Source organism: Butyrivibrio sp., assembly GCF_017433805.1.
Lineage (GTDB): Bacteria > Bacillota > Clostridia > Lachnospirales > Lachnospiraceae > Butyrivibrio.
In genome coordinates, this window is the sequence record NZ_JAFRGN010000073.1 from 1 (window position 1) to 25,655 (window position 25,655).

General features: G+C 42.0%; 15 protein-coding genes and 1 pseudogene. 15 read left to right on the forward strand and 1 reads right to left on the reverse strand.

Annotated features, from left to right (window positions below):
- From IJI01_RS14495 to IJI01_RS14555, 13 genes and pseudogenes are all read left to right on the forward strand, one after another.
- Window positions 1-1,503: pseudogene (locus tag IJI01_RS14495) on the forward strand (hypothetical protein); the annotation flags it as partial.
- Between the two features lie 118 nt (window positions 1,504-1,621).
- Entirely contained in the window at window positions 1,622-2,941 is a 1,320-nt protein-coding gene (locus tag IJI01_RS14500) for an ATP-binding cassette domain-containing protein (RefSeq protein ID WP_292191996.1), read from the forward strand.
- Window positions 2,942-2,946: 5 nt separating this feature from the next.
- Window positions 2,947-3,891 (forward strand): ABC transporter permease, encoded by a 945-nt coding sequence (locus IJI01_RS14505; RefSeq protein ID WP_292191998.1) that lies wholly within the window; start codon window positions 2,947-2,949, stop codon window positions 3,889-3,891.
- A gap of 52 nt (window positions 3,892-3,943) precedes the next feature.
- A complete protein-coding gene (locus tag IJI01_RS14510; RefSeq protein WP_292192001.1) occupies window positions 3,944-4,873 on the forward strand; it encodes an SGNH/GDSL hydrolase family protein in 930 nt (309 codons plus the stop codon).
- A gap of 249 nt (window positions 4,874-5,122) precedes the next feature.
- Window positions 5,123-6,580: a sensor domain-containing diguanylate cyclase gene (locus tag IJI01_RS14515; RefSeq protein ID WP_292192003.1), complete on the forward strand. Its 1,458-nt coding sequence runs from the start codon at window positions 5,123-5,125 to the stop codon at window positions 6,578-6,580.
- 72 nt (window positions 6,581-6,652) lie between these two features.
- Entirely contained in the window at window positions 6,653-7,642 is a 990-nt protein-coding gene (locus IJI01_RS14520; protein WP_292192005.1) for a LacI family DNA-binding transcriptional regulator, read from the forward strand.
- 135 nt (window positions 7,643-7,777) lie between these two features.
- The gene (locus IJI01_RS14525) at window positions 7,778-10,087 is read left to right on the forward strand and encodes a glycogen/starch/alpha-glucan phosphorylase (RefSeq protein WP_292192007.1); all 2,310 of its coding nucleotides are present in this window, start codon (window positions 7,778-7,780) and stop codon (window positions 10,085-10,087) included.
- 217 nt (window positions 10,088-10,304) lie between these two features.
- Entirely contained in the window at window positions 10,305-12,323 is a 2,019-nt protein-coding gene (locus IJI01_RS14530; protein WP_292192009.1) for a methyl-accepting chemotaxis protein, read from the forward strand.
- Between the two features lie 102 nt (window positions 12,324-12,425).
- Window positions 12,426-13,433 carry a substrate-binding domain-containing protein gene (locus IJI01_RS14535; RefSeq protein WP_292192011.1) on the forward strand — a complete coding sequence of 336 codons (1,008 nt, stop codon included), beginning with the start codon at window positions 12,426-12,428 and terminating at the stop codon, window positions 13,431-13,433.
- 335 nt (window positions 13,434-13,768) lie between these two features.
- Window positions 13,769-14,578 (forward strand): MBL fold metallo-hydrolase, encoded by an 810-nt coding sequence (locus IJI01_RS14540; RefSeq protein WP_292192013.1) that lies wholly within the window; start codon window positions 13,769-13,771, stop codon window positions 14,576-14,578.
- Window positions 14,575-16,020: an HD domain-containing phosphohydrolase gene (locus IJI01_RS14545; RefSeq protein WP_292192015.1), complete on the forward strand. Its 1,446-nt coding sequence runs from the start codon at window positions 14,575-14,577 to the stop codon at window positions 16,018-16,020. Before IJI01_RS14540 ends, IJI01_RS14545 begins: the two co-directional genes overlap by 4 nt.
- A 57-nt stretch (window positions 16,021-16,077) precedes the next feature.
- A complete protein-coding gene (locus tag IJI01_RS14550) occupies window positions 16,078-17,544 on the forward strand; it encodes a FecR family protein (protein ID WP_292192017.1) in 1,467 nt (488 codons plus the stop codon).
- Between the two features lie 25 nt (window positions 17,545-17,569).
- The gene (locus IJI01_RS14555; protein WP_292192019.1) at window positions 17,570-19,414 is read left to right on the forward strand and encodes a CHASE2 domain-containing protein; all 1,845 of its coding nucleotides are present in this window, start codon (window positions 17,570-17,572) and stop codon (window positions 19,412-19,414) included.
- Between the two features lie 6 nt (window positions 19,415-19,420).
- Here the strand turns inward: IJI01_RS14555 and IJI01_RS14560 are convergent, their stop codons facing one another.
- On the reverse strand, window positions 19,421-20,023 hold the full coding sequence (locus IJI01_RS14560; RefSeq protein ID WP_292192021.1) for a TetR/AcrR family transcriptional regulator: 603 nt from the start codon (window positions 20,021-20,023) through the stop codon (window positions 19,421-19,423).
- Between the two features lie 251 nt (window positions 20,024-20,274).
- On the opposite strand from IJI01_RS14560, the gene IJI01_RS14565 reads away from it, so the two are divergent.
- Together IJI01_RS14565 and IJI01_RS14570 are read left to right on the forward strand one after the other, a co-directional pair.
- Window positions 20,275-22,401: an efflux RND transporter permease subunit gene (locus tag IJI01_RS14565; RefSeq protein WP_292192023.1), complete on the forward strand. Its 2,127-nt coding sequence runs from the start codon at window positions 20,275-20,277 to the stop codon at window positions 22,399-22,401.
- Window positions 22,402-22,487: 86 nt separating this feature from the next.
- Window positions 22,488-25,595, forward strand: a complete 3,108-nt coding sequence (locus IJI01_RS14570; RefSeq protein WP_292192025.1) for a hypothetical protein — start codon at window positions 22,488-22,490, stop codon at window positions 25,593-25,595.
- Window positions 25,596-25,655: the final 60 nt, after the last annotated feature.

Consider the following 25,655-nt stretch of genomic DNA (forward strand, 5'->3'; position numbering starts at 1 on the left):
GCATCAGAAGCATCGGAAACAGAAGCACCAGCGGATATAGATGCAATGATGGCGGCAATGGCAGCGCCAGAAGCATCGGGAACAGAAGCACCAGCGGATATAGATGCAATGATGGCGGCAATGGTAGCACCAGAAGCATCGGGAACAGAAGCACCAGCAGAAATAGATGCAATGCCAGCGGAAATGCCAGCAGAAGTAGCATCGGAAACAGAGGCACCGGCAGAATTAGATGCAATGATGGCAGCAATGGCAGCAGGAGAAGCGGCACCAGCAGCCGAAGCTCCAGTAGAGATGCCGGTAGATATCCCAGCAGAGGAAGTTCCAGTTGAAATGCCAGCAGATATACCTGCAGACATCCCAGCAGATGTGCCGGTAGCTGAGGTAGCTCCAGAAGCGCCAGCAGAGGAAGTCCCTGTAGAAATCCCACCACAGGAGCAGGAAATCCTCGTTGTTATGCCTACAGAGGAAGCAGCAGCAGAAATTCCTGCTGATGCAGATATAGATCCAGTTATGGCAGCTATGATAGCTGCAGGAGATGCACCAATGCCTGATCTGGCAGCGGCAGAAGCCCCTGTAGAGGAGGCTCCTGTGGAGATGCCAACAGACATCCCAACAGATACTCCAACAGATATCCCAACAGATATGCCGATGGATATTCCAGTAGCAGAGGAAGCTCCTGCTATGGACATCCCAACAGATATCCCAACAGATATGCCGATAGATATTCCAGTATCAGAGGAAGCTCCTGCTATGGACATTCCAGCAGATATTCCAGAGACACCAGCAGATATTCCAGAGACACCAGTAGATATTCCAGAGACACCAGCAGAGAATCTTGATGCAATCCTTAGTGCAGAAGTAGATGCCCTTGCAGAGCAACCAGTTGCAGAATCAGCACCTGAGGAAGCTTTGGTTGAAGAACCAGTTCTTACAGAAGAGATTCCTATGGAAATCCCAGCTGAGGAATCAGTTCTTACAGAAGAGATTCCTATGGACATTCCAACAGAGGAACCAGTTCTTACAGAGGAGATTCCGGTAGAAGAAATGGCCCTCACAGAGGAAATCCCTGCAGAAGAGATGCTCGCTCTTGAAGAGCCACCAGTAGCCGAGGAGCCACCAGTTATCGAAGAGACAGCTATGGCTGAAGAAATTCCTGCGATGGAAGAGACAGAGCAGATTCCTATGGAATTTGACATGGCACAGGCAGCAGATGTTCTTTCCGGAGCTGTTCAGGATATTAAGGCCTTCCTTGATGGTGAGGATTATGAATATACAGAAATAAAGACAGCGCAGAATACGCTCGTTCTTCTCAAGACAGAGGATGGCAATTCAATGGCCATTGTATATGAGGACGATGAGTTTGTATCTCTTGAATCCAGCTATGACAAGGACGGCAAGACAAGCTACGGCGATATTATGAATGTCTTCGTAAAAGAGATCATTAAGACAGGCGGATGCAGTGGTATCAATCGTCATAAGGGATCCAAGGTTGTAGCTAAATAAGCAGACAAACAAAAATAAAGCTTAATAATAGGCTACTACTTGCTATGAGTGGTAGCCTAATTTTGTGTAATAGGAAATTGCTCCGCTATGGATGAGCAACTCGCGGAAAAGAGGCATTATGAGAAATTTATTCCTTAGTGTATGGCAAGTCATCACACTGATAACCACCACAATCGGATATATGCTGCTCTTTAAAAAGTGCGGCGTAAAAAGATATTGGGCTCTTATTCCATTTGCAAGAGAATACCATATAGGAATCTGCGCCGACAGGGAAAAAGAAGGTCGTGTCTATACCATTCTTGCAGTTATTTCGGCGATTGCGGATTTCGCAATGATATTCGTTGATACGAAGCAATTGCTAATTGCATCTATATCACTGATCGTATTGGTGTCACTTTCTATAGCAAAGCTAATTTACCTTGTCAGAATCTACACAGGACTCACAGGCGTATTTGGAAAGCCCAAAAAGTGGGTAGCTCTGTTTGTATTTTTCGAGGGTTTTGTGACCATATATTGGGGACTTTCTTCCAAGTTTATTCCAAACAAAAAGCCAGACATTTATTCACTTGATAAGCAGGCCAAGGTTCTCGGCACAGATATAGAGAGCATCAAGGATGGACTGACTGTCAACATCAAGGAAAGAACAGCAATTGATTTCTTCAGGAAAAAAGTACTCCTTAAGGATATTCACATGTGCATTCCAAAGGGCCACATGGTGCTTCTTTTGGGAGGTTCAGGTGCCGGAAAAACCACCTATCTTAATGCTGTAACAGGCTATGAAAAAGCAAAAGCGTCAATACAGCTGGGAGAGAACGATGTTTATCAGGACTACGCCAAGATGATCTACGACATTGGCTTTGTTCCCCAGCAGGATCTGATGCGCGGTAATGATACTGTTGCTATGACACTTCATGATGCTGCGACCTTAAGACTTCCATCGAGTGTATCCATTGAAGAGAGAAATAAGCGTATTGCTGCAGTTCTTGAGCAGTTTGGACTTACTGCTGTCAAGAATAATCTTGTTGAGAAGCTCTCCGGAGGCCAGAGGAAAAGACTTTCCATAGCCATGGAGTTTATTTCTGATCCATTTCTTTTTATATTGGATGAGCCGGATTCGGGCCTTGACGGAGTTGTGGCAAGGAGCCTTTTTGAAAAGCTAAGAGCCATCGCGGATCAGGGCAAGATTGTGGTGGTAATTACTCACACTCCTGACAGAGTCATAGATCTTTTTGATGACGTCATTGTTCTTGCCAAGGATGCTTCCAGAACTGGACGCCTTGCCTATTATGGCCCGGTAAAAGACTCCTATGAGTTCTTCGGCAAATCCTCCATGGAAGAGATACTTCTTTCCATCAATCAGAAGGATGAAGGCGGAGAAGGCCGTGCTGATGAGTTTGTGGAGAAATATGCGGACTACTTGAGAGAATTGGTGGGGTAAGTTACATGAATACAAATGTGAAAAGACATAGAGGACGAATTACACAGACCTTTATTTACCTGGGCAAGCTCTTTAGAATGTTCCTGTTCCAAAATGACTGGAAGGTTCTGCCTATGTCGGCTATCATCGCGGGACTTGTGGCTTTTGCCGTAGGGTCTAATCTTTACGTTACAATGGAAGGAACGCTCACAGGAGCCTTTGCTCTTGCCTGCGTATGCATATGGAACGGCTTTTTTAACTCGATCCAGGTAATCTGCAGAGAAAGAGCTATCGTCAAAAGAGAGCACAGATCAGGCCTTCACATCAGCTCCTACATCGTAGCCCACATGATATATCAGGCTATCCTCTGTGTTTTGCAGGTTGTGATAATGATTTTTGTCTGCATGAGTATGGGAGTAGCTATGCCCAAAGATAGCCTGGTTACACCATTCCCAATCGTAGATGTAGGTCTAACGCTCTTTCTTATTACCTACTGTGCAGATATGCTGGCTCTTTTAATCTCATCAATTGCCAAGACTACAACAGCAGCAATGACTATAATGCCATTTATGCTGATTGTTCAGCTCCTGTTTTCAGGTGGATTTTTTAACCTGCCACAGGAGGCAATGATATTTACTAATTTTACAGCCACCAAGTGGGGACTTACAGCTCTTTGCGCTCAGGGCGACTATAACTCGCTTCCTATGGTCAGTGTATGGAATAGCGCCGTAAATATGAAAGATATTGAGGTGGAAGGAGAAAAGCCATTATTGGAAGTTCTGCAGTATATTGAAAGAAATGATATGCGCGACGATGTACTTCTTGAATCAGGCAAGCAGAACCAGAAGCCGGAGTACAATTTTGATATTGATATTGTGATGAACTGCTGGACTTGGCTTATAATCTGGACAGTTCTGTACATTTTGATCACCATAATTGTCTTAGAACGCATAGATAAAGACAAGAGATAGTATTATACTAGATACAAACTTGTATTTTACTGGATTTGCGAGGAGATTGGATATGAAAAAGAGATTGTTGCCTATACTGCTGACTGTGGCGCTCATTGCAGGCTGCGGTGCGACAGGTTTATCGGCAAATAAAGGGGATAATAATGAGGCAGCTGCTGAGATTTCAGTGGAAGCAGCCTCAGAAGTGGCATCAGAGGCCTCATTAGAAGCAACAGTAGAAGCCATAGTAGAGGCTACACTGGAAGCTACAACAGAAGCTACCGTAGAAGCAACAGTAGAAGCTTCTAAAGATTCAACCACAGAAGCTACAGCAAAGGCTTCAGCAGATGCCTCATCAGGAGCTTCAGCAGAAGCATCTAAAGAGAAAAAAGCAGAAGCAGCCACAGAGGCCACAACACAAGCTGCGGCAGAAGAAGTTATAGTATTTGATGATTCAGCGCCAGCGCCTCAGCCACTTGACTATGGCAGGATCATTTTCACCGGAGATTCCAGAACTGTAGACATGTTCTATGGCGACAGAGGCGAGATATGGGGTGAGTATCACGATGGAATCCCTGTGTACTGCAGAGATGCCTGTCAGAGTGACTACATGATCAATGCCATTAATTCCTTTGGAATGGATAATTTTGATACTCTTGTAACCTGGATGGGCTGTAATGACTATGGCAATTTTAGTCCATATGAATCCTACTATAACACCCTTCTTGCCCAAGGCAAAAATATCGTAGTGTGCACAGTTGGACCTACAGATAACAACACTCTGGCAAATGATTTTGACAGGGAATACTATACTAATGAAAGACAGGTAGCATTCAACAATTCTCTGGTCAGCTGGGCCAATAGTAATGGCGTCAAGGTCATAGATCTTTATTCTTATATAGCAGGAAATGGCAACTTATATATCAATCCTGCTGACGGTATTCATTACATGCCTCAGCCTACAACCGAAATCTGGAATTATATCCTGAGTTGCCTTAGGTAATCACTTTATCTATTTTTAATAAAATAATAATCGTTTATCAAGATATCGTCTTTTCGTTTATCATATAATGTTATAGAACCATAACCGCAAAGATTATGATGGATATCTATGGACGACAAGCTTAAGATAATAAAACAAAATGTTAAAAAAGCAGGAGCAAGGCCTGTTATCCTCATGATAATAGTGCCTTTGCTTTTTTGTGTCTTCGCGGTAGCAGTCGTTAACGCGTTTCTTAAAAAGCAATATCAAATGATACATTACGAGGATACCATCAGATCTTCTGATCTATCCGCTGATTTTATGCCATATCTTGACAGTGCGGACATTCTTGTAGAGGCGGCAGCAGATGGTGTTGACGTTGTGGCTGCTGATATTGATCTTACTACCTTCCAGAGGCTTACTGAGGATATAGCAAGAGAGTCAGGGGACCATGAAGTTATGGTGGTGGATATAGACGGAAATGTTATTACCTGCTCTTTTCCTGAGGAACTTGGTGTTAACTTTGCCACAGATCCACATCCCGACAGGAAGACCTTTTACGAGAACTGGAAGAAAAATGAGAAAAACTCCTTTGTAACTGTTTTTGATGGTAAAAGATATCTTGTTTCACCACAGACAATCAAGTTTGGATGGACTGCCTTTACCTTCACAGATGTTGACGCACTCTTTACCACGCTGGACAACTACGCAGTGTTCAGTGTTATTAGCATTATCATTTTTGCAATTCTCCTGACCTTACTCATTCTTGTAATTGCATCCAGAAGAGTTAAGGCAGATAACGATAACGAGAGCCTCAGTGCCCTGTCCAGGATATATATTTCCCTTCACAAAATTGATCTTGATAATGATACCTTTGAGCAGATAATGTGCCACAACTACAAGGCCAGCACTATTATTGGAGAAAAACGCACAGAACCAGGTAAAGTAATGACAGAGATTGTAAATGCAGTTGCGGATCAGAGGTCATTACAGGAGATGCTTGAATTTGTAGATCTTAAGACTCTTGACGAAAGAATCGGTCAAAAGGATGCGATAGCAATGGAATTCCTTGGCTATGAGCACCTATGGCACAGGGCAAGATTCATCGTTGTGGACAGACATCAGGATGGAACTCTCAAAACAGTATTATTTGCTTCAGAGCTCATCGATGATGAAAAGAGATATAGAGATGAGCTTCAGTACCTGGCAGAAACTGATCAGCTAACAGGTATAACTAACAGAGGAAGCGGCGAAAAGAAGATCAAACAGCTAATGGCACTTGGAAAAGGTGGAATGTTTGTGCTGTTCGATGCTGATAAGTTTAAGAGCATCAATGACACCTACGGTCATGAAGCTGGAGATTTGGTTCTGATATCAATTGCTGATAAGATGAAACATTCCTTCCGTGAAAAAGATATTATTATGAGACTTGGCGGTGATGAATTTGCAGCTTTTGTTCCCGGCGTTTGTGACAAAGAAGAGGGAGAGCCGATCATTCAGCGCTTCATAGAAGCCATTGAAAGCATAAATCTTACGGAAATTGAAGGCAGAAAGATATGCATAAGCATTGGCGTGGCGTTCTATCAGGAAGATGACAACTACGGCTTTGATGAATTATATAAAAGAGCTGATAGCTGTGCATATGAGAGCAAGAAGACAACTGTCTGCGCTGTGACCTTCTACACCATGTGGTATGATAAATACCCGCTATTATTTCTAGACAAATAAGTGTTGTGAATGTAAGATTAATGTGTTTGGAAAACGATTTCCAAGCACATTAATATTGTATGCGAGGGGAAAATGGTTTCGATAAAAGATGTAGCCAGAGAAGCGGGTGTAGCTATCTCCACAGTTTCCAAGGTTTTAAATAATTATCCAAACGTAAGTGAGACTACCAGACAGAAGGTCAATGAGGTTGTAGAAAGACTTGGTTTTGTGCCCAATACAGTGGCAGCAAGCCTTTCCTCCAAGAAGACTGGAAGAGTAGCTCTTTTACTCAAGCTCAACCTTGATACCTCAGCAAGTGATGAGATCAACATGCAGTATATTTCTGGTGCCATTCACAAGGCCAAGGAACTGCAGATGGATGTTATCACTGTATTCACTTCCATGATCGAGGATATGAACGTTGATGAGGTTACTAATTACTTTGAATCTCAGGGTATCAGAGGAATCATAATCTACGGACTCACTACCAGGGACAAGGTACTTCACAAGCTTATTGACAGTGGCAGATTTAAGATAGTAGTAATAGATGCACCTATGGTTAACGAGAGTACTTCCTGTGTGGGTGTAGATCACGTAAAGGCCCAGTATGATATAGCCAAAAAGACCATAACTGAGAATAAGTGCAAAAAGATTTTGTACATTTCAGGCGAAGAAAATGGCTATGTAACAGCACAGAGACTTGAAGGAATCAAGAAGCTCTGTGAGGAGAAAAAGCTTAAGCTCACTGTACGAAACGGGGGCTTTTCAGAACTTCGTGCAAGAGAGCTTACAATGCGCTTTTCCAAGAATAATGACTGCGTTGTATGCGCTTCTGACCTTATGGCTATTGGAGCGATGAAGGCTCTTATAGATATGGATATTTTCAGACCTGTTTGCGGTTTTGATGGCATTATTCTCATGGGCTATGTGGGTAAGCAGATGAATACAGTCAAACAGGATTTTGTTCAGATATCAGAGACAGCCATTGAGGAACTTAACAGGCTTCTTTCTGGTGAAACAGGTCGAAATGTGGTAATGCCACACACACTTGTTAGAATGAAGTACGAGGATATCATCAGGTAAAAGCTTTTGTAAAAAACACTTGCGGAAAACGTTTTCCTGTGTTAAGGTTATTGCATCGGTTTAAGAAAACGTTTTCCATATTACATAAAGGAACACGAAATACATCTTTGTAATGAAGCGAGAGGAGAATCAATCATGTCCAAGCACACAAACATGCAGCGTGACGTACTTGTACTTAATCTTGAGGAACAGCTTGAGGGAATTGCTGACGAGAAGTACGGCAAGACACTTAAGGAGTGCACAGATCGTGAAACATATTTTGTACTTCTTGATATGACAACACGTCTCATGGACGTAGCAGAGGTATATAACGGGGAGAAGAAGGTTTACTATATTTCAATGGAATTCCTTATTGGTAAGCTCCTTTCTAACAACCTTATCAATTTGAGAGTATACGACAGAGTTAAGGCTATTCTTGAGAAGAACGGCAAGGACCTTGCAGTTATCGAAGAGTGCGAGCCAGAGCCATCACTTGGTAACGGCGGTCTTGGAAGACTTGCAGCATGCTTCCTTGATTCAATTGCAACTCTTGGTCTTGCAGGAGAAGGAATTGGTCTTAACTACCACTTCGGACTTTTCAAGCAGGTATTCAAGGATCACCTTCAGAATGCTGAGAAGAATGACTGGATCGAGGATCAGTCATGGCTTGAGAAGACAGACACAACCTTTGAGGTAGCTTTTGGTGACAAGAAGGTTGTATCACGCCTTTATAACATGAGTGTAGTTGGTTATGATACAGGCGTTAACAAGCTTCGTCTCTTTGACATCGAGTCAATTGATGAGAGTCTTGTTAAGAAGGGTATTGATTTCGATAAGACCAAGATCGACAAGAACCTTACTCTTTTCCTTTATCCAGATGACTCTGATGAGGCAGGAAACCTTCTTAGAATCTACCAGGAGTATTTCCTTGTTTCAAACGCAGCTCAGCTCATCTTAAGAGAGCAGAAGGAGCGTCAGTATGACCTTCACGAGCTCAATAACCATGCAGTAATTCAGATCAACGATACACATCCTACAATGATCATTCCTGAGCTTATTAGAATCCTCGTTGAGGAGAAGGCATTTAGCATGGATGATGCTATTGATGTAGTTAGCAAGACCTGTGCATATACTAACCACACAATCCTTGCTGAAGCTCTTGAGACATGGCCTCTTAAGTATCTTGAGAAGGTTGTTCCTCAGCTCGTTCCTTACATCAAGGAGCTCGACAAGAGAGTTCGTGCTAAGCACAAGAACCCTAAGGTTCAGATCATCGACAAGGATAAGAGAGTGCACATGGCATTTATTGACATCCACTATGGCTTCTCAATAAATGGTGTTGCAGCTATTCATACAGATATCCTCAAGGATAGTGAGCTTAACGATTTCTACAAGATCTATCCTGAGAAGTTCAATAATAAGACAAACGGTATCACATTCCGTAGATGGCTTCTTTCATGTAACCATCCACTTGCTGATTTCCTTTCACAGACAATCGGCGATGGATTTAAGAAGGATGCTAATAAGCTTGAGAAGCTCCTTGATCACATTGATGACCAGGAAGTTCTTGATGAGCTCGAGGCAATCAAGATGGGCAAGAAAAAAGAGCTTGCTGCTTATCTCAAGGAACATGAGAATGTAGAGGTTGATCCTGATTCTATCTTTGATATTCAGGTTAAGAGACTTCACGAGTACAAGAGACAGCAGATGAATGCTCTTTACATCATCCATAAATATCTTGAGATCAAGGGTGGCAAGAAGCCAACAAGACCTCTTACATTTATCTTTGGTGCTAAGGCTGCTCCTGCTTATGTAATTGCTAAGGATATCATCCACCTTCTTCTGGTACTTCAGGAGATCATCAACAATGATCCTGATGTTAACAAGTACATGAAGGTTATCATGGTTGAGAACTACAACGTAAGCTACGCTGAGAAGCTCATCCCTGCATGTGATGTTTCTGAGCAGATCTCACTTGCATCTAAAGAGGCATCTGGAACAAGTAACATGAAGTTCATGCTCAACGGTGCTATTACTCTTGGAACTGATGACGGTGCTAACGTTGAGATCCACGAGCTTGTAGGTGATGACAATATCTACATCTTTGGTGTTAAGGCTGATGAAGTAATCAAGCACTATCAGAAGGCTGATTACGTATCCAAGGATTACTACAAGAAGAGCAAGGTTATCAAGGAGGCTGTTGACTTCATCGTCAGCAAGGAGTGCCTCAAGGTAGGTCACAAGGAGAATCTTGAGAGACTCTACAACGAGCTTCTTAACAAAGACTGGTTCATGACTCTTATCGATCTTGAGAGCTACATTGCCAAGAAGGATGAAATCTTCGCAGATTACGAGAAGCGTGATAAGTGGAAGAAGATGATGCTTACTAATATTGCCAAGGCTGGTTATTTCTCATCAGATCGTACTATCGCTGAGTACAATCGTGACATCTGGCATTTGAATTGATCTTTGGTTTCTAAGGCGGAGGATAGGTGTAGGTTAATAAATGTTATATCGTGGTTTAGTTACTTTAAAATTTCTTAAATAATCGTGAAATAATACGAAATAAAGGTTATTATATACGATATAATGATATAATTATTGCACATTGGAAGAGAATTTCTTTTTCCAATGTGCAATTTTTGTGCGCAAAATGCACTTTTAACCTTGTCGGAGGGTAGAAATGAATACTAATGGATCAGCAAAAGGAAAAGAATGTGTAATACGCAAAAAGAACAAGAAGATAAGTTCCAAACTGCTTATGTACATCTTGCCTGTTGTTATCATAACTGTTCTTATTCTGGTTAACATTGCTGCTTCTTTATCCAAGAACAGAATGTCTGAGATGGCAACTGAAACTCTGGAATCATCTATTTCCAATCAGTCTGACAATATTGAGTCATGGCTTGATGAGAACCTGCGCTATTTTAATACGGTCAAGCACACAATAGAGAGTCAGAAAATACAAGAGGCTGATTATGTATCTTTCCTTGACTCGTACTATGGCTATAATTCCAATTCCCCTAAGGGCTTTTATATTGGAACTGCTAGTGGCAAATTCTATAAGGCAGGGGAAGCTGATCTGGATGAAAAAGATGTTCTTGGAAGTACCTGGTACAAGCAGGGAATTTCAAGGGTGCAGATGGCCTATGGAACAGCCTATACAAATGCTGAGGGCGAAACAGTTATAAGTGCAACAGGTATCATAGATGATGGTTCTGATGAAATCAAAGTAATAGGTGCTGACGTTTCACTTAACAAGATCAGTATCATTGTTAACTCTGGCGTTAAGATGAACAAAGCAAGCTCCTTCCTTGTAGATACTAACGATTACAAGATCCTTGCCCACAGAGATTTTAACATAGTAAATACCACTCTTTCTGAGAGCAGTACAGATGATCTTTTGGCAGGAGCAGCTAAGGCTATTACAAGTAAAGACTATAGCAGTAAGGAAATTGGTGACTATGTTGTGGCTTTTAAGGAAGTATCAGGAACTGACTGGGTTCTTGTATCCTATATTCCGACTAATGTTATCATGAGCACGGTTTCCCAGATTGGAATGCTGCTCTTTGCAGTTGGAGGAGTAGCGATAATTCTAATAACAATCCTTATCCTGTTTGTTGTCAGAAAAGTTATCGCTCCTCTATCTAATATTTCTAATAACATTACTGCAATGTCTGAGGGCGACTTTACTATCGAAGTTGATTCATCAAGTGATGATGAAATCGGCGTGATGGGCAGTAAGGTATCAGACTTTGTTAAGAGCATGAGAAAAATGCTCGCAAGTATCAGTGAAGAGTCTGACAAGCTTCAATCTGAATCAGACAATTCTGATATGGTTTCAAGGACAATGTACGAAGCGTCACAGTCACAGGCAGAAGCAATGCAGCAGCTGAACGAGACTGTAGATCAGCTTGCATCTGCTGTCAATGATATTGCCCAGAACGCTACAGTCCTTGCTCAGGTAGTTGCTGATACCAGAGAAAACAGTGAAAAAGCTGATGAGAGCATGAAGGAAACGGTTGGAATATCACAGAAGGGCAGAGATGACATGGAGAAACTAAATGTTGCCATGGAAGGTATCGCCCAGTCCAATGAAAAGCTTGTTGAGTCAATCAATAAGGTTGGTACTGCATCAGAAGAAATCACTAATATTGTCGGCATGATCGGTGAAATTGCAGAAGAGACGAATCTCTTATCACTTAATGCAAGCATAGAGGCAGCAAGAGCCGGCGAAGCAGGTAAGGGCTTTGCTGTTGTTGCCACACAGATTGGTAAGCTGGCACAGACGTCAGCTGAAAGTGCCCAGAATATATCTAATCTTATCGAGGAAGTGCATAAACTGATTGAAGACGCGGTTGAGCAGGCTCACGAAAGCGCTGACAATATCAAAGAAAACAGCGAGCTTATAGGTGTAGCGGTAGATACTTTCGACCACATTTATAACAATATTCAGGAGTCTAATGGCCTGATCGAAGCCATGATAACTGATATAGAAAAGGTTGACGACGTAGCAACAAATGTTGCCGCTATTTCTGAGGAACAGGCAGCAAGTGCTGATGAAATCCTTGCTACATCAGAGAATATGGTTGAAATGGCTAACAATATCACAAAGAGCAGCCAGGATGTGGCTAATAATTCACACGAACTTGCGGGAACTTCTCAGACACTTACATCCTATGTACAGAAGTTCAAGATCTAAGAAGCGTATTTGATTTGGACTATTTATGGAAACATAGTTACCGTGACACGATGCAAGCAGGAGCAACTACGTGTCATGTCCATTAACTAAGGAGGTTAGGTAATGGGTAATAACCATATGATCAGGAAAATAACTACATGTCTTTTAACTGCTGTATTAGTAGGGAGCAGTATAATAGGATGTTCATCAAATACAGCTTCATCCGGAGGCGGTGGATCAGCCGGCAGTTCCAAGATACTTTTTATGATGACAGATGTAGATGACAACTACAGAGCAACGCTTACAGATGCCATCATGGCTGCTGCAAAGAGCCAGGGAGTTGCAATTGATTATGTAGAAACTGGCGGAAATGCAGAAACTGAAGCAAATCTTATTACAAGTGCCAAAGCTTCGGGATATACAGCCATTATCCTAAGACCCGGGGATGCCAGTACTGCACTTCAGATGAATGTTGCTTCCAATGATCTGCCAATTGTATATGTCAACAATCAGCCTTCGGATTCGCACCTTGAAGGCGGCAAGTATATATTTGTTGGTTCCGATGAGTATCAGGCCGGGCAGTATCAGGCAGAATATGTCCTCAAACAACTCGGAAATCCCAAGACACTTGATGTTATTATTTTTGAGGGCGAAATTGGACATTCAGGAACTATTGGAAGAACCAAATCGGTAAAAGAGACACTTAGAGCAAATGGTTGTGCAGCTAATTATGTATTCGTGGATACGGCTAACTGGTCTGATGTAGAGGCCAGAAGCAAGTTCGCTATATTCATGAAAACTGGCCAGAATGTTGATGCTATCTTCTGTAATAATGACACTATGGCTTTGGGCGCAGTTCAAGGGCTCAAGGATTTTGGACTGGACTACAGCAAGATTCCTGTAGCCGGAGTTGATGCTACAGCAGATGGCTGTGCTTCTATCCTGGCAGGAGAAATGGCTTTCACAGTTCTTCAGGATGCCAAGGGACAGGGAGCAGCAGCGGTTGAAGCAGCCAAGGTCCTTGGAAGCGGCGGAGACCTCAGCAGCGTGGAAGGTACATCTGAAGATAAAAAATATGTGTGGGTTCCATTTGCACCAGTTGATAAATCCAATGCAGCTTCTATCAATTAAAGATAGAACAAAAACTAAGACTTCAATTACTAATATGAAAATATATTAGAACTTCATAACTAAATGTTGAAAAAGGATCTCTAGTGGAAATTTTCCATTAGGGATCTTTTTTTGCGCTCAAAAAAGCCCCAAATATCTATAGAAAAAATGAACATTATAAACTGAATATTAACTATCATGAAACGAATATAAAATGACAAGATAGATGTCAAATATGATTAAAAATATGATTTACCCCAAAATATAATTCATATATCTAAAAATCTATTACTAAATGAACCACAGAAACCTAGACCAGCAAACAGTTTTGGATTGATATCACGAGGAGATAAAAATTGAAACTAACGATTTGCGGCACACGAGGATCCATCCCGGTATTCGGAAAAGAATATGAGAAGTATGGCGGTTCTACATCATGTTATCTGATTGAAACAAGCTCTATGGCACTTATTGTAGATGCCGGAACAGGAATCATAAACGTAAAAGGGCTTAGTCAGCAGAATATTCCTATTCTCATAACACATTCCCACATAGATCATCTGATAGGACTTATGAGTTTTGAAGGGCTTAAGGATGCCCATAAAAACATAGATATATACCTTGCTAAAAGAGAAGGCTTATCACCCAAAAAGCAGATAGAAAAGCTTATTTCAAATCCACTTTGGCCCTGCAGAATTGATGATTATCCTGCGAAGGTAGCAATAAACGAGCTTAAGGTTTCCGGAAAAGAGTTGGTATTTGGCGATATTAAGGTCTTTTCCATGGAAGCAGATCACCCTGGAGGCTCCACAATCTACAGGTTAGAAAGTGGCAATAAGAAGATTGTCCTTGTAACTGACCACGAGCACAGGGATGAACAGAAAACAAAGGAACTTGTCTCTTTTGCCAAGGAAGCAGACTTGATTCTCTACGATGCACAGTACACCCAGGAAGAGTATGAAAGGCATAAGGGGTACGGCCATTCAACTCCTGAAGCTGGAATTAAGTTAAAAGAGATGGCAGAGGCTAAGAAGCTAGTGTTTATCCACTACCTGCCAGCTCACACAGATAGCTTTATAAAAGACCAGGAAGAAAGCATAAAGAAGCAGTATAGCGAAAGTAAAGATATATCCTTCGGCTACGAAGGGGAGGTTATCACTTTATGAAGGAATTTCAGATTGACCAGCTGATAAAGATAGCGATTGCTTTATCCGCAGAAAAAAACATAGATAAGCTTCTGGATATGATCCTCAAGGAAGCAATAACGATCAGTAACTGCGATGCAGGGACCGTGTACGTAAGGGAAGGTGAGCAGCTCTTTTTCCATAATACCTACACCGGGGCAGCAGGCTTTCCTGATGATATGTCCAGTAAGAAAAAATCAATGCCACCTCTGAACCTTAGCCGCGAATATGTAAGTGCCTGTGCGGTGCTTGATAAAAAGAAGATCAATATCGCTGATGTGTATGAATCAGAGGAATATGATTTCTCCGGCGCTAAGAAATACGATGCCATGAACGGCTACAGAACTAAGTCAATGCTGGTAATCCCACTTGAGGATGACAAGAGCGAAGTGGTAGGAGTACTCCAGCTCATAAACGCTCAGGACTCTAACGGAGAGGTTATTCCTTTCCCTGTAGAAGTAGAGGACATAATCGCAGCGCTTGCATCTCTTGCAGCAGTGAGTCTGACCAACAGAAGACTTTCACAGCAGGTTCTTGATACACTTCATTCCTTCGTGGAAGTAATGGTAGAGGCTATTGATACCAGAAGCTCCTACAACGCCAATCACACAAAGAGTATGGTGAGCTACGCAAGGAAGTTCCTTGATTATGTCGGACAAAAGCACGACAGCAGGCCTCTCACCGATGAAGAGGCAGATTCCTTCCTTATGAGTGTGTGGCTTCACGACATTGGCAAGCTGGTTATTCCGCTTGAAGTAATGGATAAAGCCACAAGGCTTGGAGATAAAAAGGCAGTTGTCAAAAATAGAGTAACAGTTGCCTGCCTTATGGAAGAAATCGAGGGACTCAAAAATCCAGCTGATAAAGACAAGCACGAAGCTAAGATTGAGGAGATCAGAAAAGCCTATCAGCTCATAGATGAGAGCGATACAAAAGGTTTTTTACCGGATGATGTTCTGGATAACTTAAGGGCAGCAGCAAAGCTTCAGATCCTGGATGAGTCGGGAAAAGAAATAGCTCTTTTAACAGAGGATGAGACAGTTGCAATCACTGTAAGAAAGGGGACTCTTACAGATGAAGAGCGAAACACAATGCAGTCCCATGTGGTATATACCGGCAAGATGCTGGACAAGATGGATTTCAGAGGAATATACGCAAAGGTTCCCGGATGGGCTTCATCACATCATGAACTACTGGATGGTTCAGGCTATCCACAGCACAAGAAAGCCGAAGATATACCGATGGAAGTCAGATTCCTTACGATTATAGATGTCTATGATGCACTGACAGCGGAAGACAGACCATATAAACCGCCGATGCCTACGGAAAAGGCATTTGGAATACTAGATAGCATGGCACAGGAGGGGAAGATAGACAGGAATATCCTGGAACTATTCAAAGAAAGTAAAGCTTGGGAGAGGTAAATACATAGTTAACAAACCGCCTCGGACAGATGGGCTCTTGTCCGGAAAGGAGTGACCATGAAAAAGACCTTTAGTATTAAGAAAATTGCAGTAATAGCTGCAATTCTCATGGCCTCTGTAGCAGGAATTATTATATTTATCTATTCACAAAGGCTGACTGCTACAACTATGAGGCTCCTCAAGATGCAGGGAATAGTTAAGCTATTCGACAAGGAAAAAGAGAAAACTATCATTGATAACATTCGCCTTGCTAGTGGTAATTCAATCAAGACAGAGGCAGCATCCCTTGCAGCTATTGCTCTTGATGATTCCAAGGTTGTAACGATCAATGATGAGAGTAGAGCACAGTTCGAGCAAAAGGGCAAAAAGCTTAATATCAAGCTTACAGACGGAAGCCTTTTCTTTGAAGTAAGTAAGAAGCTTGCTGCAGATGAGACCTTTGATATCAGAACCTCATCCATGGTAGTAGGTATCAGAGGAACATCAGGATATGTGGCAGTTGATGAAGAAGGACATGAAACTCTCTATATCACAGATGGAGAGGTTGAAGTTATAGGTACCAACCCTGTAACAGGCGAACAGAAGGTTATTAGAGTAAAGGCTGGCCAGAGAATCAGAGTATATCTGTACAATGACAGGCCCAAGGACAGCATTATGTTCACTCTTGAAGATGTATCAGAAGATGATCTTAAACAGGCAATCAAGGACAGACTTATAGAAAATGACCCTCTTTTAGCTAAGGTATGTAATGCTACAGGGTGGGATAAGAATAAGATTCTTGGAATTGAAATGATCCCTGAAGATGTAGTTCCTACCAATGCTGGCGATGTTATAGAAGAGCCTGAAAAAGAGGAAGTTGCCAGCGCAGCAGAAAGTTCTTCCGCAGAGGAAGTTGTAGAAGAAGCAGCTGCTACTACGGCATCTACAGAAGAAGTTGAAGAGCCGCAGCAGGTAGTAGAAGAGACAAAACCTGCAGTAGTACTTCCAGATACATCAGAATTTGATCCTGCTTACTACGCATCACAGAATCAGGATGTTGTAGATCAGTATGGAAATGATCCGGAAGCTCTTTATCAGCACTATCAGGAATTTGGTGAGGATGAAGGAAGAGCAGCAACAGCATCTGAAGCTCAGGAACAGAATAGCTCTCAGGAAGAAGCATATTTGCAGTTCCAGCAGGATCTTGCAAGAGCTCAGGAAGAACAGGCTGAGCAGCAAAGATTGGAGCAGCAGCAAAGACTTGATCAGCAGGCAATGCAGAATGCCCTGAATCAGGCAAATAATATGAATCAGGATAACGGCCAGGATGATACTAATTATGTTGATAATAATAGCACTCAGGTAAACAATACTCAGCAGCAACCAAATAATGACTATAATCCATACGCTGATCCTAACAGTGAACTGTATGACCCTGATAATACCAATCCTGATAATCCAAATTATATAGATCCTGATGCAGGAGATCCAAATAATGATCCTGGAAATGGTAATGGTAACGGTAATGGAACTGGTGGACCTTGATCATAGATTATAAAAGGCGTTTGCCATGAGAAAGAAGATAATCAGAAGCTATCTTAAAAGACCTAAATATAGAAATTTAGCCATTCTATTCTTTATACTGACGGTTTTGTATACCTTTGCTGTGTATTTTAAGGTTGTTAACCGTGCAGATAAATGGATTCAGGATTCTCTTTACCAGAAGCCACAGGCAGTCTCTGGCGAAGTAGTGATAATTGGCATTGATAATGAGACAATAGAGCACTTTGGCCCATATAATACCTGGGATAGGAACATTATGGCCAGTGCTCTGGAGGCTCTGGGAAGTGACCCTGATAATAAGCCCGCAGTTGTAGCAATTGATACGCTGTATATTGGCGATACTGATAAGGCTGCTGACAGTAGACTGGCTAATGCAGCGGAGAAACTTGGAAACGTAATAGTAGCGTCAGCAGGTGTATTTGGCTCAGGTTTCATAGAGGATGAAAATGGCAAGTTTCAGATGCATGGGCATCTCGTATATGGCTATGATGAGCCTTATGAGGGCCTTAAAAACGTAACCCGTCAGGGCCATATAAATGCCATGTACGATATGGATGGTGTTCTTAGACACTCGCTTTTGTACTTTGATTATCAGGACAGTAAGGGTGATACCAGACGCATTTATTCCATGGCTCACGAGGCAGCCAGCATGTACGGTGAGCTGAATGGGATAACAATAAATGATCCTGAAGTTGATGAAAGAGGACACTTCTATCTGTCCTACACCGCAACACCTGGAACCTACAACGATGGAATGAATCTATACAAGCTCATAAACGGGGATGTTCCGGCAGATTATTATGCTGGAAAGATAGTACTGATAGGCCCGTATGCCGCAGGACTTCAGGATGAGTACTTTGCTCCCATAGATAGAGCCCAGAAGATGTACGGAGTAGAGTATCAGGCCAATGTTATAGAGGCACTCCTAAGAGGCGATTATAAAAAAGAAATGTCTGACGTCCTGCAGGCTGGCCTGTTGTTTATAGCTATACTTGTCGGAGTTACCGTTTTTGTCATGGTTCCGGTCAAGGCAGCTACGGTGATCATGATATTTATGATGGTAGTATCCTTTGGCGTATCCTATATCCTCTACGTCAGAGGCTGGCTGGTTCATGTAATATGGATGCCACTAGGAATACTGATAATGTATGTTGCTTCTCTTGGAGTTCATTACCTTAGAGCAGCGCTTGAAAAGAGAAGAGTCACCAAGACCTTTGAAAGATATGTGGCTCCTGAGATCGTTAAAGAGATCATGAAGGAGGGCATGGAGAACCTGTCACTTGGTGGTAAGACCTGCGATATAGCAGTTCTTTTCGTAGATGTCAGAGGCTTTACTACTATGTCAGAGAGATTATCTCCTGAAAAGGTAGTATTTATCCTCAACAAATACCTTACAATGGCCAGTGATTGTGTGGAAAAGAACAAAGGAACTCTTGATAAGTTTGTAGGCGATGCCATGATGGCCTTCTGGGGAGCTCCGCTTCCACAGGATGATGCGATCTACAACGCAGTCAGAACTGCTATGGACATCATAGATGGTGCGAAAAGAGTTTCAGATGAATTAAAGGAAGAAATCGGAGAAGAACTAAGAGTTGGCGTTGGCGTTAACTTTGGACCAGCAGTTGTAGGAAATATGGGCGCAGTTAAGCACATGGACTACACAGCTATTGGAGATACGGTCAATACCGCAGCAAGACTTGAAGCAAATGCTCCTGGCGGAACTGTATATATCAGCCGCGTTGTAGCAGATGCCCTTGAGGGCAGAATAAAAGTAACTTCTCTCGGAGATACGATCAAATTAAAAGGAAAAGCAGAGGGTTTTGAAGTACTAAAGGTTGATGAACTTATGTAAAAGAGATCACTCAACAACAAACTGATTGATGATACTTCTGGCAGCAAGCTCCAAGTGAGGCTTTAAGTCCTCAAGTGTAATGGGATCGTTGTACATGATAGAGCTATAACCTGTAGAACCAACAAGCTCAATTATCATAAAAAGCATGACCTCAGGGTCACGGAATTTTAGTCCGGATTCCTCAATCATATTGCGATATACTTTGCCAAAGTCAACGTCCTCACTGCTCATAGGAGTGGTGAGGGCTTTTTTGAATACTGCCCAGGACAGGTCTTTATATATGAAGGCAAGAAGGCCCTTGTTGGCATCAAGTTCATCAAGAACATAGTCCATAATGAAAATGAGCCTGCCTTCAAAATCGTGTATATCCTGTTCCTGAAGTGCGTTGTAAGCCTGCATGAACAGCTGACTGGATTTATGCGCGATCAGTCTGTTCCTTATATCATATTTGTCTTTAAAATATAGGTAGAAAGTGCCCTTGGCAACTTCTGCCTTATTTACTATATCCTGAATGGAAGTCTTATTTATTCCCTGTGATGTGAATAATTCAAAGGAAGCATTCAGTAGATTTTCCATTTTAAGTTTCTTGTTCTCATCTGCTTTTCCCATTTATAATCCTCTTTTCTGTCCCTATTTTATCATATTCCGGCAATAACTGCAGATTACTTTATGTGTCAAAAAAGCGAATAAAAAGTAATTATAATTCACGCGGAAACTTTCGGATTGAAAATATTTTTTAAAAATTATTGACCAGTGGTCATTTATATGTTATACCATACTATAGAAAATGACCATCGGTCAATAATAAATTTCAATTATTATTCATCTGATGGATATAAAAATTCAGAGGAGGAAATGTTATGAATAAGCTTTCACAGATAATTGTAAAGCTGAGATATGTAATCCTGATCGTAGCCTTTGCACTTTTAATACCGTCAGCTATCGGATATTTCAACACAAGGGTCAATTACGACATCCTGACATATCTGCCCAAAGATATTGAGACTATGAAAGGACAGGATATTCTGCTGGATCAGTTTGGAACAGGTGCTTTTGTTCTTTATGTAGCTGAAGGCATGGATGAGAAGGATGTTTCAAATCTAAAAGCAGAAATAGAAAAAGTTGATCATGTATCTGATGTCATCTGGTATGACTCAGTTATGGATATATCAGTTCCTATGGAGATGCTTCCGGACAGAGTATATGAAGCATTTAACAGTGACAATGCAACAATGATGTTCATCATTTTTGATGAAGGTACATCAGCAGACGGAACAATGCAGGCCATTGAAGATATCAGAAAAGTTTCTAACAAACAGTGCTTCATGAGCGGCATGAGCGCCATTGTTACAGATACCAAGAACATGGCAGAGAAGGAAACTCCTATTTATGTAGGAATTGCAGTACTTCTCGCTGTAATAGTTCTTTCACTTACAATGGATTCTTACCTTATTCCTTTGTTCTTCCTGCTTAGTATAGGAATGGCAATTGTTTACAACATGGGAACCAACATATTTAAGGGAGAGATTTCTTTTATCACTCAGTCACTGAGCGCGGTACTTCAGCTTGGAGTTACACTGGACTACTCAATCTTCCTGTGGCACAGCTATCAGGAAGAGCTTGAGAATAACGATGATAAAAAGGATGCCATGGCCAAGGCTATTTCAGCAACCTTCACATCAGTTATTGGCAGCTCCATCACAACAATCGCAGGCTTTATAGCTCTTTGCTTCATGAGCTTTACACTTGGTCTTGACCTCGGTGTAGTAATGGCTAAGGGCGTTGTATTCGGAGTTATCGGCTGCGTAACAATTCTTCCTAGTATGATCCTTGTCTTTGACAAGCTCATAGAGAAGACCAAGCACAAGCCACTGATGCCTGAGTTTGTTAAGATACCTAAGTTTGTGTCTAAGCACTACCTTGCATTCTTCCTGGTATTTTTGGCACTTATTACACCAGCTATATATGGTAACAATCATACAAGTGTATACTACGACCTCACACAGACTCTTCCAGATACTCTTGAGAGTGTTCAGGGAGCCAACAAGGTTGATGAAGAGTTTGATATGAACTCCGCATATATGCTACTTGTAGACAAGAATCTTGATACAGCACAGATGAATCAGATGATTCATGAGCTCAAAGCTACGGATGGAATTCTTTCAGTACTCGGCACAGATTCACTTATGGGACCTTCTTTCCCAAGAGAATTCATTCCGGAAGACCTTCTTTCAGATCTTGAGAGTGATCAGTGGAAGATGGTTCTTCTTACAACGGATTACAAGATTGCTTCTGATGAGATCAATAATCAGATAACTACTGTAGACAAGATAGTTAAGAGTTATGATCCTAATGCCATGGTAGTAGGTGAAGCTCCTTGTACAAAAGACCTTATCAATATTACAAACCATGACTTCCAGGTTGTTAATACAGTTTCTATTGGCTTGGTATTTTTGATCATAGCCTTTGTACTTAAGTCAGCATCACTTCCATTTATCCTGGTTGCAGTTATTGAGTTTGCGATCTTTGTAAATATGGGTCTTCCTTATTACACACAGACTACAATACCTTTCATTTCATCGGTTGTAATTGGAACAATCCAGTTGGGAGCTACAGTTGACTATGCAATTCTTATGACAACAAGGTACTTAAATGAGAGGAACGCAGGTCATGACAAGAAAGAAGCTACATTAATAGCTCTTTCAACCAGCATGAAATCAGTTATCGTAAGTGCTCTTTCATTCTTTGCAGCAACCTTCGGAGTAGGACTTATCTCCAGCATTGATATGATCGGTTCACTTTGTAACCTGATGGCAAGAGGTGCCATTATCAGTATGTTCACAGTTATTCTGGTACTTCCTGCTATGTACATGATCTTTGATGGACTGATCATGAGAACGACCTTTGGTATGAAGGTTAGTGATAACAAGCCACATCATGGCGGCCATCACAGTGGACATCACCTTCACATACACAAGGTTGCTTGATATTTAGGAAAAAAGGATACAAAGTCCTGCTGATGCAGGGCAGACAATATATAGCCAGCACTTTTAGGTGCAGAAAAGAGGAGAGTATGGTTAAGAAGAATCTTTTAAGATCAATTTCAGTAATTATGGCATGCATGATGGCTGTTATGACAGTAGCGTGCGGCTCTAATAACGTAAGTACAGCTGATACAGCAAATGCAGTTGAGACAGCGCAGGAACAGCAGATTGAAAAGAGTATCATGGCTGGTTCACAGATTGCAGCTTCTATTGGAGAGGCTGGTAAGGTTGAGACTGTATATGTTACAGCAGATGCAAACGGATCTGTTAACGATGTAATCGTAAGTGAGTGGCTCAAGAATGCCACAGCTTCCAGCGAGCTTTCAGATACTACAGAGCTCAAGGATATTGTAAATGTTAAGGGCGATGAGACTTTCACTGACAACGGTGACGGAACAGTTACATGGGATGCTGAAGGTTCAGATATCTACTATCAGGGAACTACAGATAAAGAGCTTCCTGTAGATATGAAGATTACTTACACACTTGATGGAAAAGAGATTTCTCCTGCAGATATTGCAGGCAAGAGCGGAAAAGTTACTATTCGCTTTGAGTATGATAACAAGGCTAAGCAGACAGTTGATGTTGATGGCAAGGATATCGAGGTTTACACACCATTTGCAGTTGTTTCAGGTATGATGCTTGATTCAGATAAGTTTGCTAATGTTGAGATTTCAAATGGTAAGATCATTTCTGATGGTGGTAACTACATTGTTATGGGAGTTGCTCTTCCTGGATTAAAAGAGAGTCTTGATATTTCTGATGATAAATGGGATGAACTTGATGATTCAGAAGAAATCAAGGATAAGCTTTCAAATGGATTTGAGATTACAGCAGACACAACAGATTTTGAACTTGGTATGACAGTTACAATGGCAAGTTCAGATATTCTCTCAGATTTTGGTTTATCTGATCTTACAGATTCAGGTAAGATCGATGATCTCAAGGATGACATGAACGAGCTTAATGACGGTTCAAACAAGCTTGTTGATGGTGCAGGCGAGCTCAAGGATGGCACAGGCAAGCTCTATGATGGAACTAAAGAGCTTTACGATGGAGCTGGTGAGCTTAAGGACGGAACAGATAAGCTCTATGATGGAACTAAGGAACTTAAGGACGGCACAGGCAAGCTTGTAGATGGTACCGGTAAGCTTAAGGACGGAACAGGTAAGCTCAAAGACGGCACAGGCAAGCTCAAAAACGGAACTGAAAAACTTGCAGATGGTGCAGGGCAGCTTGTAGACGGAGCTGGTAAGCTCGCTGATGGAACAAGCAGCCTCAAGGAAGGTACTGGAAAGTTATATGACGGAACAGGAAGTCTGTACGATGGCATCGTAGCTTATACAGATGGCGTAGCCAAGGCAAATGCAGGTGCTGGTGAATTGGCTAAGGGCGCTGCTTCAGCCAAGGCTGGATCAGCAAAGATTTCAAACGGCATTAAGAGTGCTGAGGCAGGAGCTGGTGATCTTGCCACAGGCGCTGCGAAAGTTGATGGTGGTGTTCAGCAGCTTGTATCTACCATGAATGGTATGGTTGAAACTCTTCAGGGTTCAGCAAGTGAACTTCAGGCAAATAGACAGGCTTTTGCTGACGCTTATTCATATCTCACAACTCCTGGCACTACTTGTTCAGATACTACACTTGGAATATTAAATCAGTGCACAAATGGCAAGATAACAGCTGCAAATGTTGAGGCGGTTAAGGCAGCAGGGCTTGCACAGATGGCTGGCACTCAGACAGGCGATGTACACCAGGAAGATAATGGTTCTGAGCTTGATCTGGACGTAACAGGTGGAGATCTCCAGAATCCTGATACAGAATCAGAGGATGGTAAAGAGACAACTTCAGATTCAGCTTCAGAAGCTGGGACAGAAACGGGAGCAGAATCTGGAGCAGATGCAAACAACAATACAAATACAGATACAAACACTGATACAAACACAAACACTACTACAATTGCTGATGAGACTGTTCCTACAGCTTCTACACCAGCTGGTACTCAGAGTGATGAAAATGTAAGATCAGCAGCAGACTCTACTGAAGAGAATGGTGGTAGTGGCAGCAATGGTGTAAGTGATGACGGACAGACATCATATACAAAAGAGCAGGTTCAGGCTCTGATTGATGATGCAGTAGCTAAGGCACTTGCCAAGGCACAAGAAGAATATGAGAATCAGGCTAAGGAGCAGAAAGAACAGGCTGAGAAGGAATATGCTGAGAAAGCACAGGAACTTCAGAAGCAGGCAGAAGAACTCCAGAAGAAGGCTGATGAAATTAAGAACCAGGTACAAAATGCTCAGCTTGTAACTCTTTATATGTCAGCTCTTTCAGCTACTGGTACAGCTGTAAACGTATTTGATACTGTTCTTTCAAAAATGGGCAATGTAGGTATGACTCCAGAGCAGCAGCTTGCAATCAAGACTTTATTAGATGGAACAAATACTCTTTCAGCTGGAGCAAATTCTTTACAGGGTGGTCTTAAAACACTTGATGCAGGCGCAGAAGCCCTTGATTCAGGTCTTGGAGATCTTAGCAACGGAGTAGCTTCGCTTGCAACTGGTATTGGTACAATTGCAGCAAGCAGCGATAAGTTAAAGAGTGGAGCTAGCCAGCTTAAGAGCGGCGCAGGCGATCTTAATAATGGCGCAGGACAGCTTAAGGATGGCGCTTATCAGCTTAGTAGCGGAACTAAGGAACTTAAGAGTGGCGCAGATGAGCTCAACAGCGGAGCAGGTGAACTTGATAATGGCGCTGCAGAGCTTGATAACGGAGCAGGCGAGCTTAATAGTGGAGCAGGCGAGCTTGATAACGGAGCGGCAGAGCTTATGGACGGTGCAGGACAGCTCAATGATGGAGCAGTTAAGCTTTACGATGGAGCTGGAGAACTAAATGATGGTGCTAAGAAGCTTGATGATGGTGTTCAGGAACTTCTTGATGGTATCTGCAAGTTTGATGAAGAAGGCATTAAGAAGTTGTATGAAGCATTTGATGGTGATCTTACTGAGTTTGCTGACAAGATGACAGCTATTCAGGAGGCTGGAAGCAACTATACATCATTTGGTGGTGCAAATGCTGAAGAGAAGAGCAGTGTTAAGTTTATTATCAAAACAGAAGGCGTCAAGGCTCAGGATATCTGAGCCTTGGATAAGGCCTGAAATACTGATGTAATCTATGCTATGGGGTTCACATTAATTTCA

What these genes read in the sequence shown, in the direction of transcription:
- IJI01_RS14500 (WP_292191996.1), top strand. Translation starts at nt 1,622, where the DNA reads ATGAGAAATTTATTCCTTAGTGTATGGCAAGTCATCACACTGATAACC.
- IJI01_RS14505 (WP_292191998.1), top strand. Translation starts at nt 2,947, where the DNA reads ATGAATACAAATGTGAAAAGACATAGAGGACGAATTACACAGACCTTT.
- IJI01_RS14510 (WP_292192001.1), top strand. Translation starts at nt 3,944, where the DNA reads ATGAAAAAGAGATTGTTGCCTATACTGCTGACTGTGGCGCTCATTGCA.
- IJI01_RS14515 (WP_292192003.1), top strand. Translation starts at nt 5,123, where the DNA reads ATGATACATTACGAGGATACCATCAGATCTTCTGATCTATCCGCTGAT.
- IJI01_RS14520 (WP_292192005.1), top strand. Translation starts at nt 6,653, where the DNA reads ATGGTTTCGATAAAAGATGTAGCCAGAGAAGCGGGTGTAGCTATCTCC.
- IJI01_RS14525 (WP_292192007.1), top strand. Translation starts at nt 7,778, where the DNA reads ATGTCCAAGCACACAAACATGCAGCGTGACGTACTTGTACTTAATCTT.
- IJI01_RS14530 (WP_292192009.1), top strand. Translation starts at nt 10,305, where the DNA reads ATGAATACTAATGGATCAGCAAAAGGAAAAGAATGTGTAATACGCAAA.
- IJI01_RS14535 (WP_292192011.1), top strand. Translation starts at nt 12,426, where the DNA reads ATGGGTAATAACCATATGATCAGGAAAATAACTACATGTCTTTTAACT.
- IJI01_RS14545 (WP_292192015.1), top strand. Translation starts at nt 14,575, where the DNA reads ATGAAGGAATTTCAGATTGACCAGCTGATAAAGATAGCGATTGCTTTA.
- IJI01_RS14550 (WP_292192017.1), top strand. Translation starts at nt 16,078, where the DNA reads ATGAAAAAGACCTTTAGTATTAAGAAAATTGCAGTAATAGCTGCAATT.
- IJI01_RS14555 (WP_292192019.1), top strand. Translation starts at nt 17,570, where the DNA reads ATGAGAAAGAAGATAATCAGAAGCTATCTTAAAAGACCTAAATATAGA.
- IJI01_RS14560 (WP_292192021.1), bottom strand. Translation starts at nt 20,023, where the DNA reads ATGGGAAAAGCAGATGAGAACAAGAAACTTAAAATGGAAAATCTACTG.
- IJI01_RS14565 (WP_292192023.1), top strand. Translation starts at nt 20,275, where the DNA reads ATGAATAAGCTTTCACAGATAATTGTAAAGCTGAGATATGTAATCCTG.
- IJI01_RS14570 (WP_292192025.1), top strand. Translation starts at nt 22,488, where the DNA reads ATGGTTAAGAAGAATCTTTTAAGATCAATTTCAGTAATTATGGCATGC.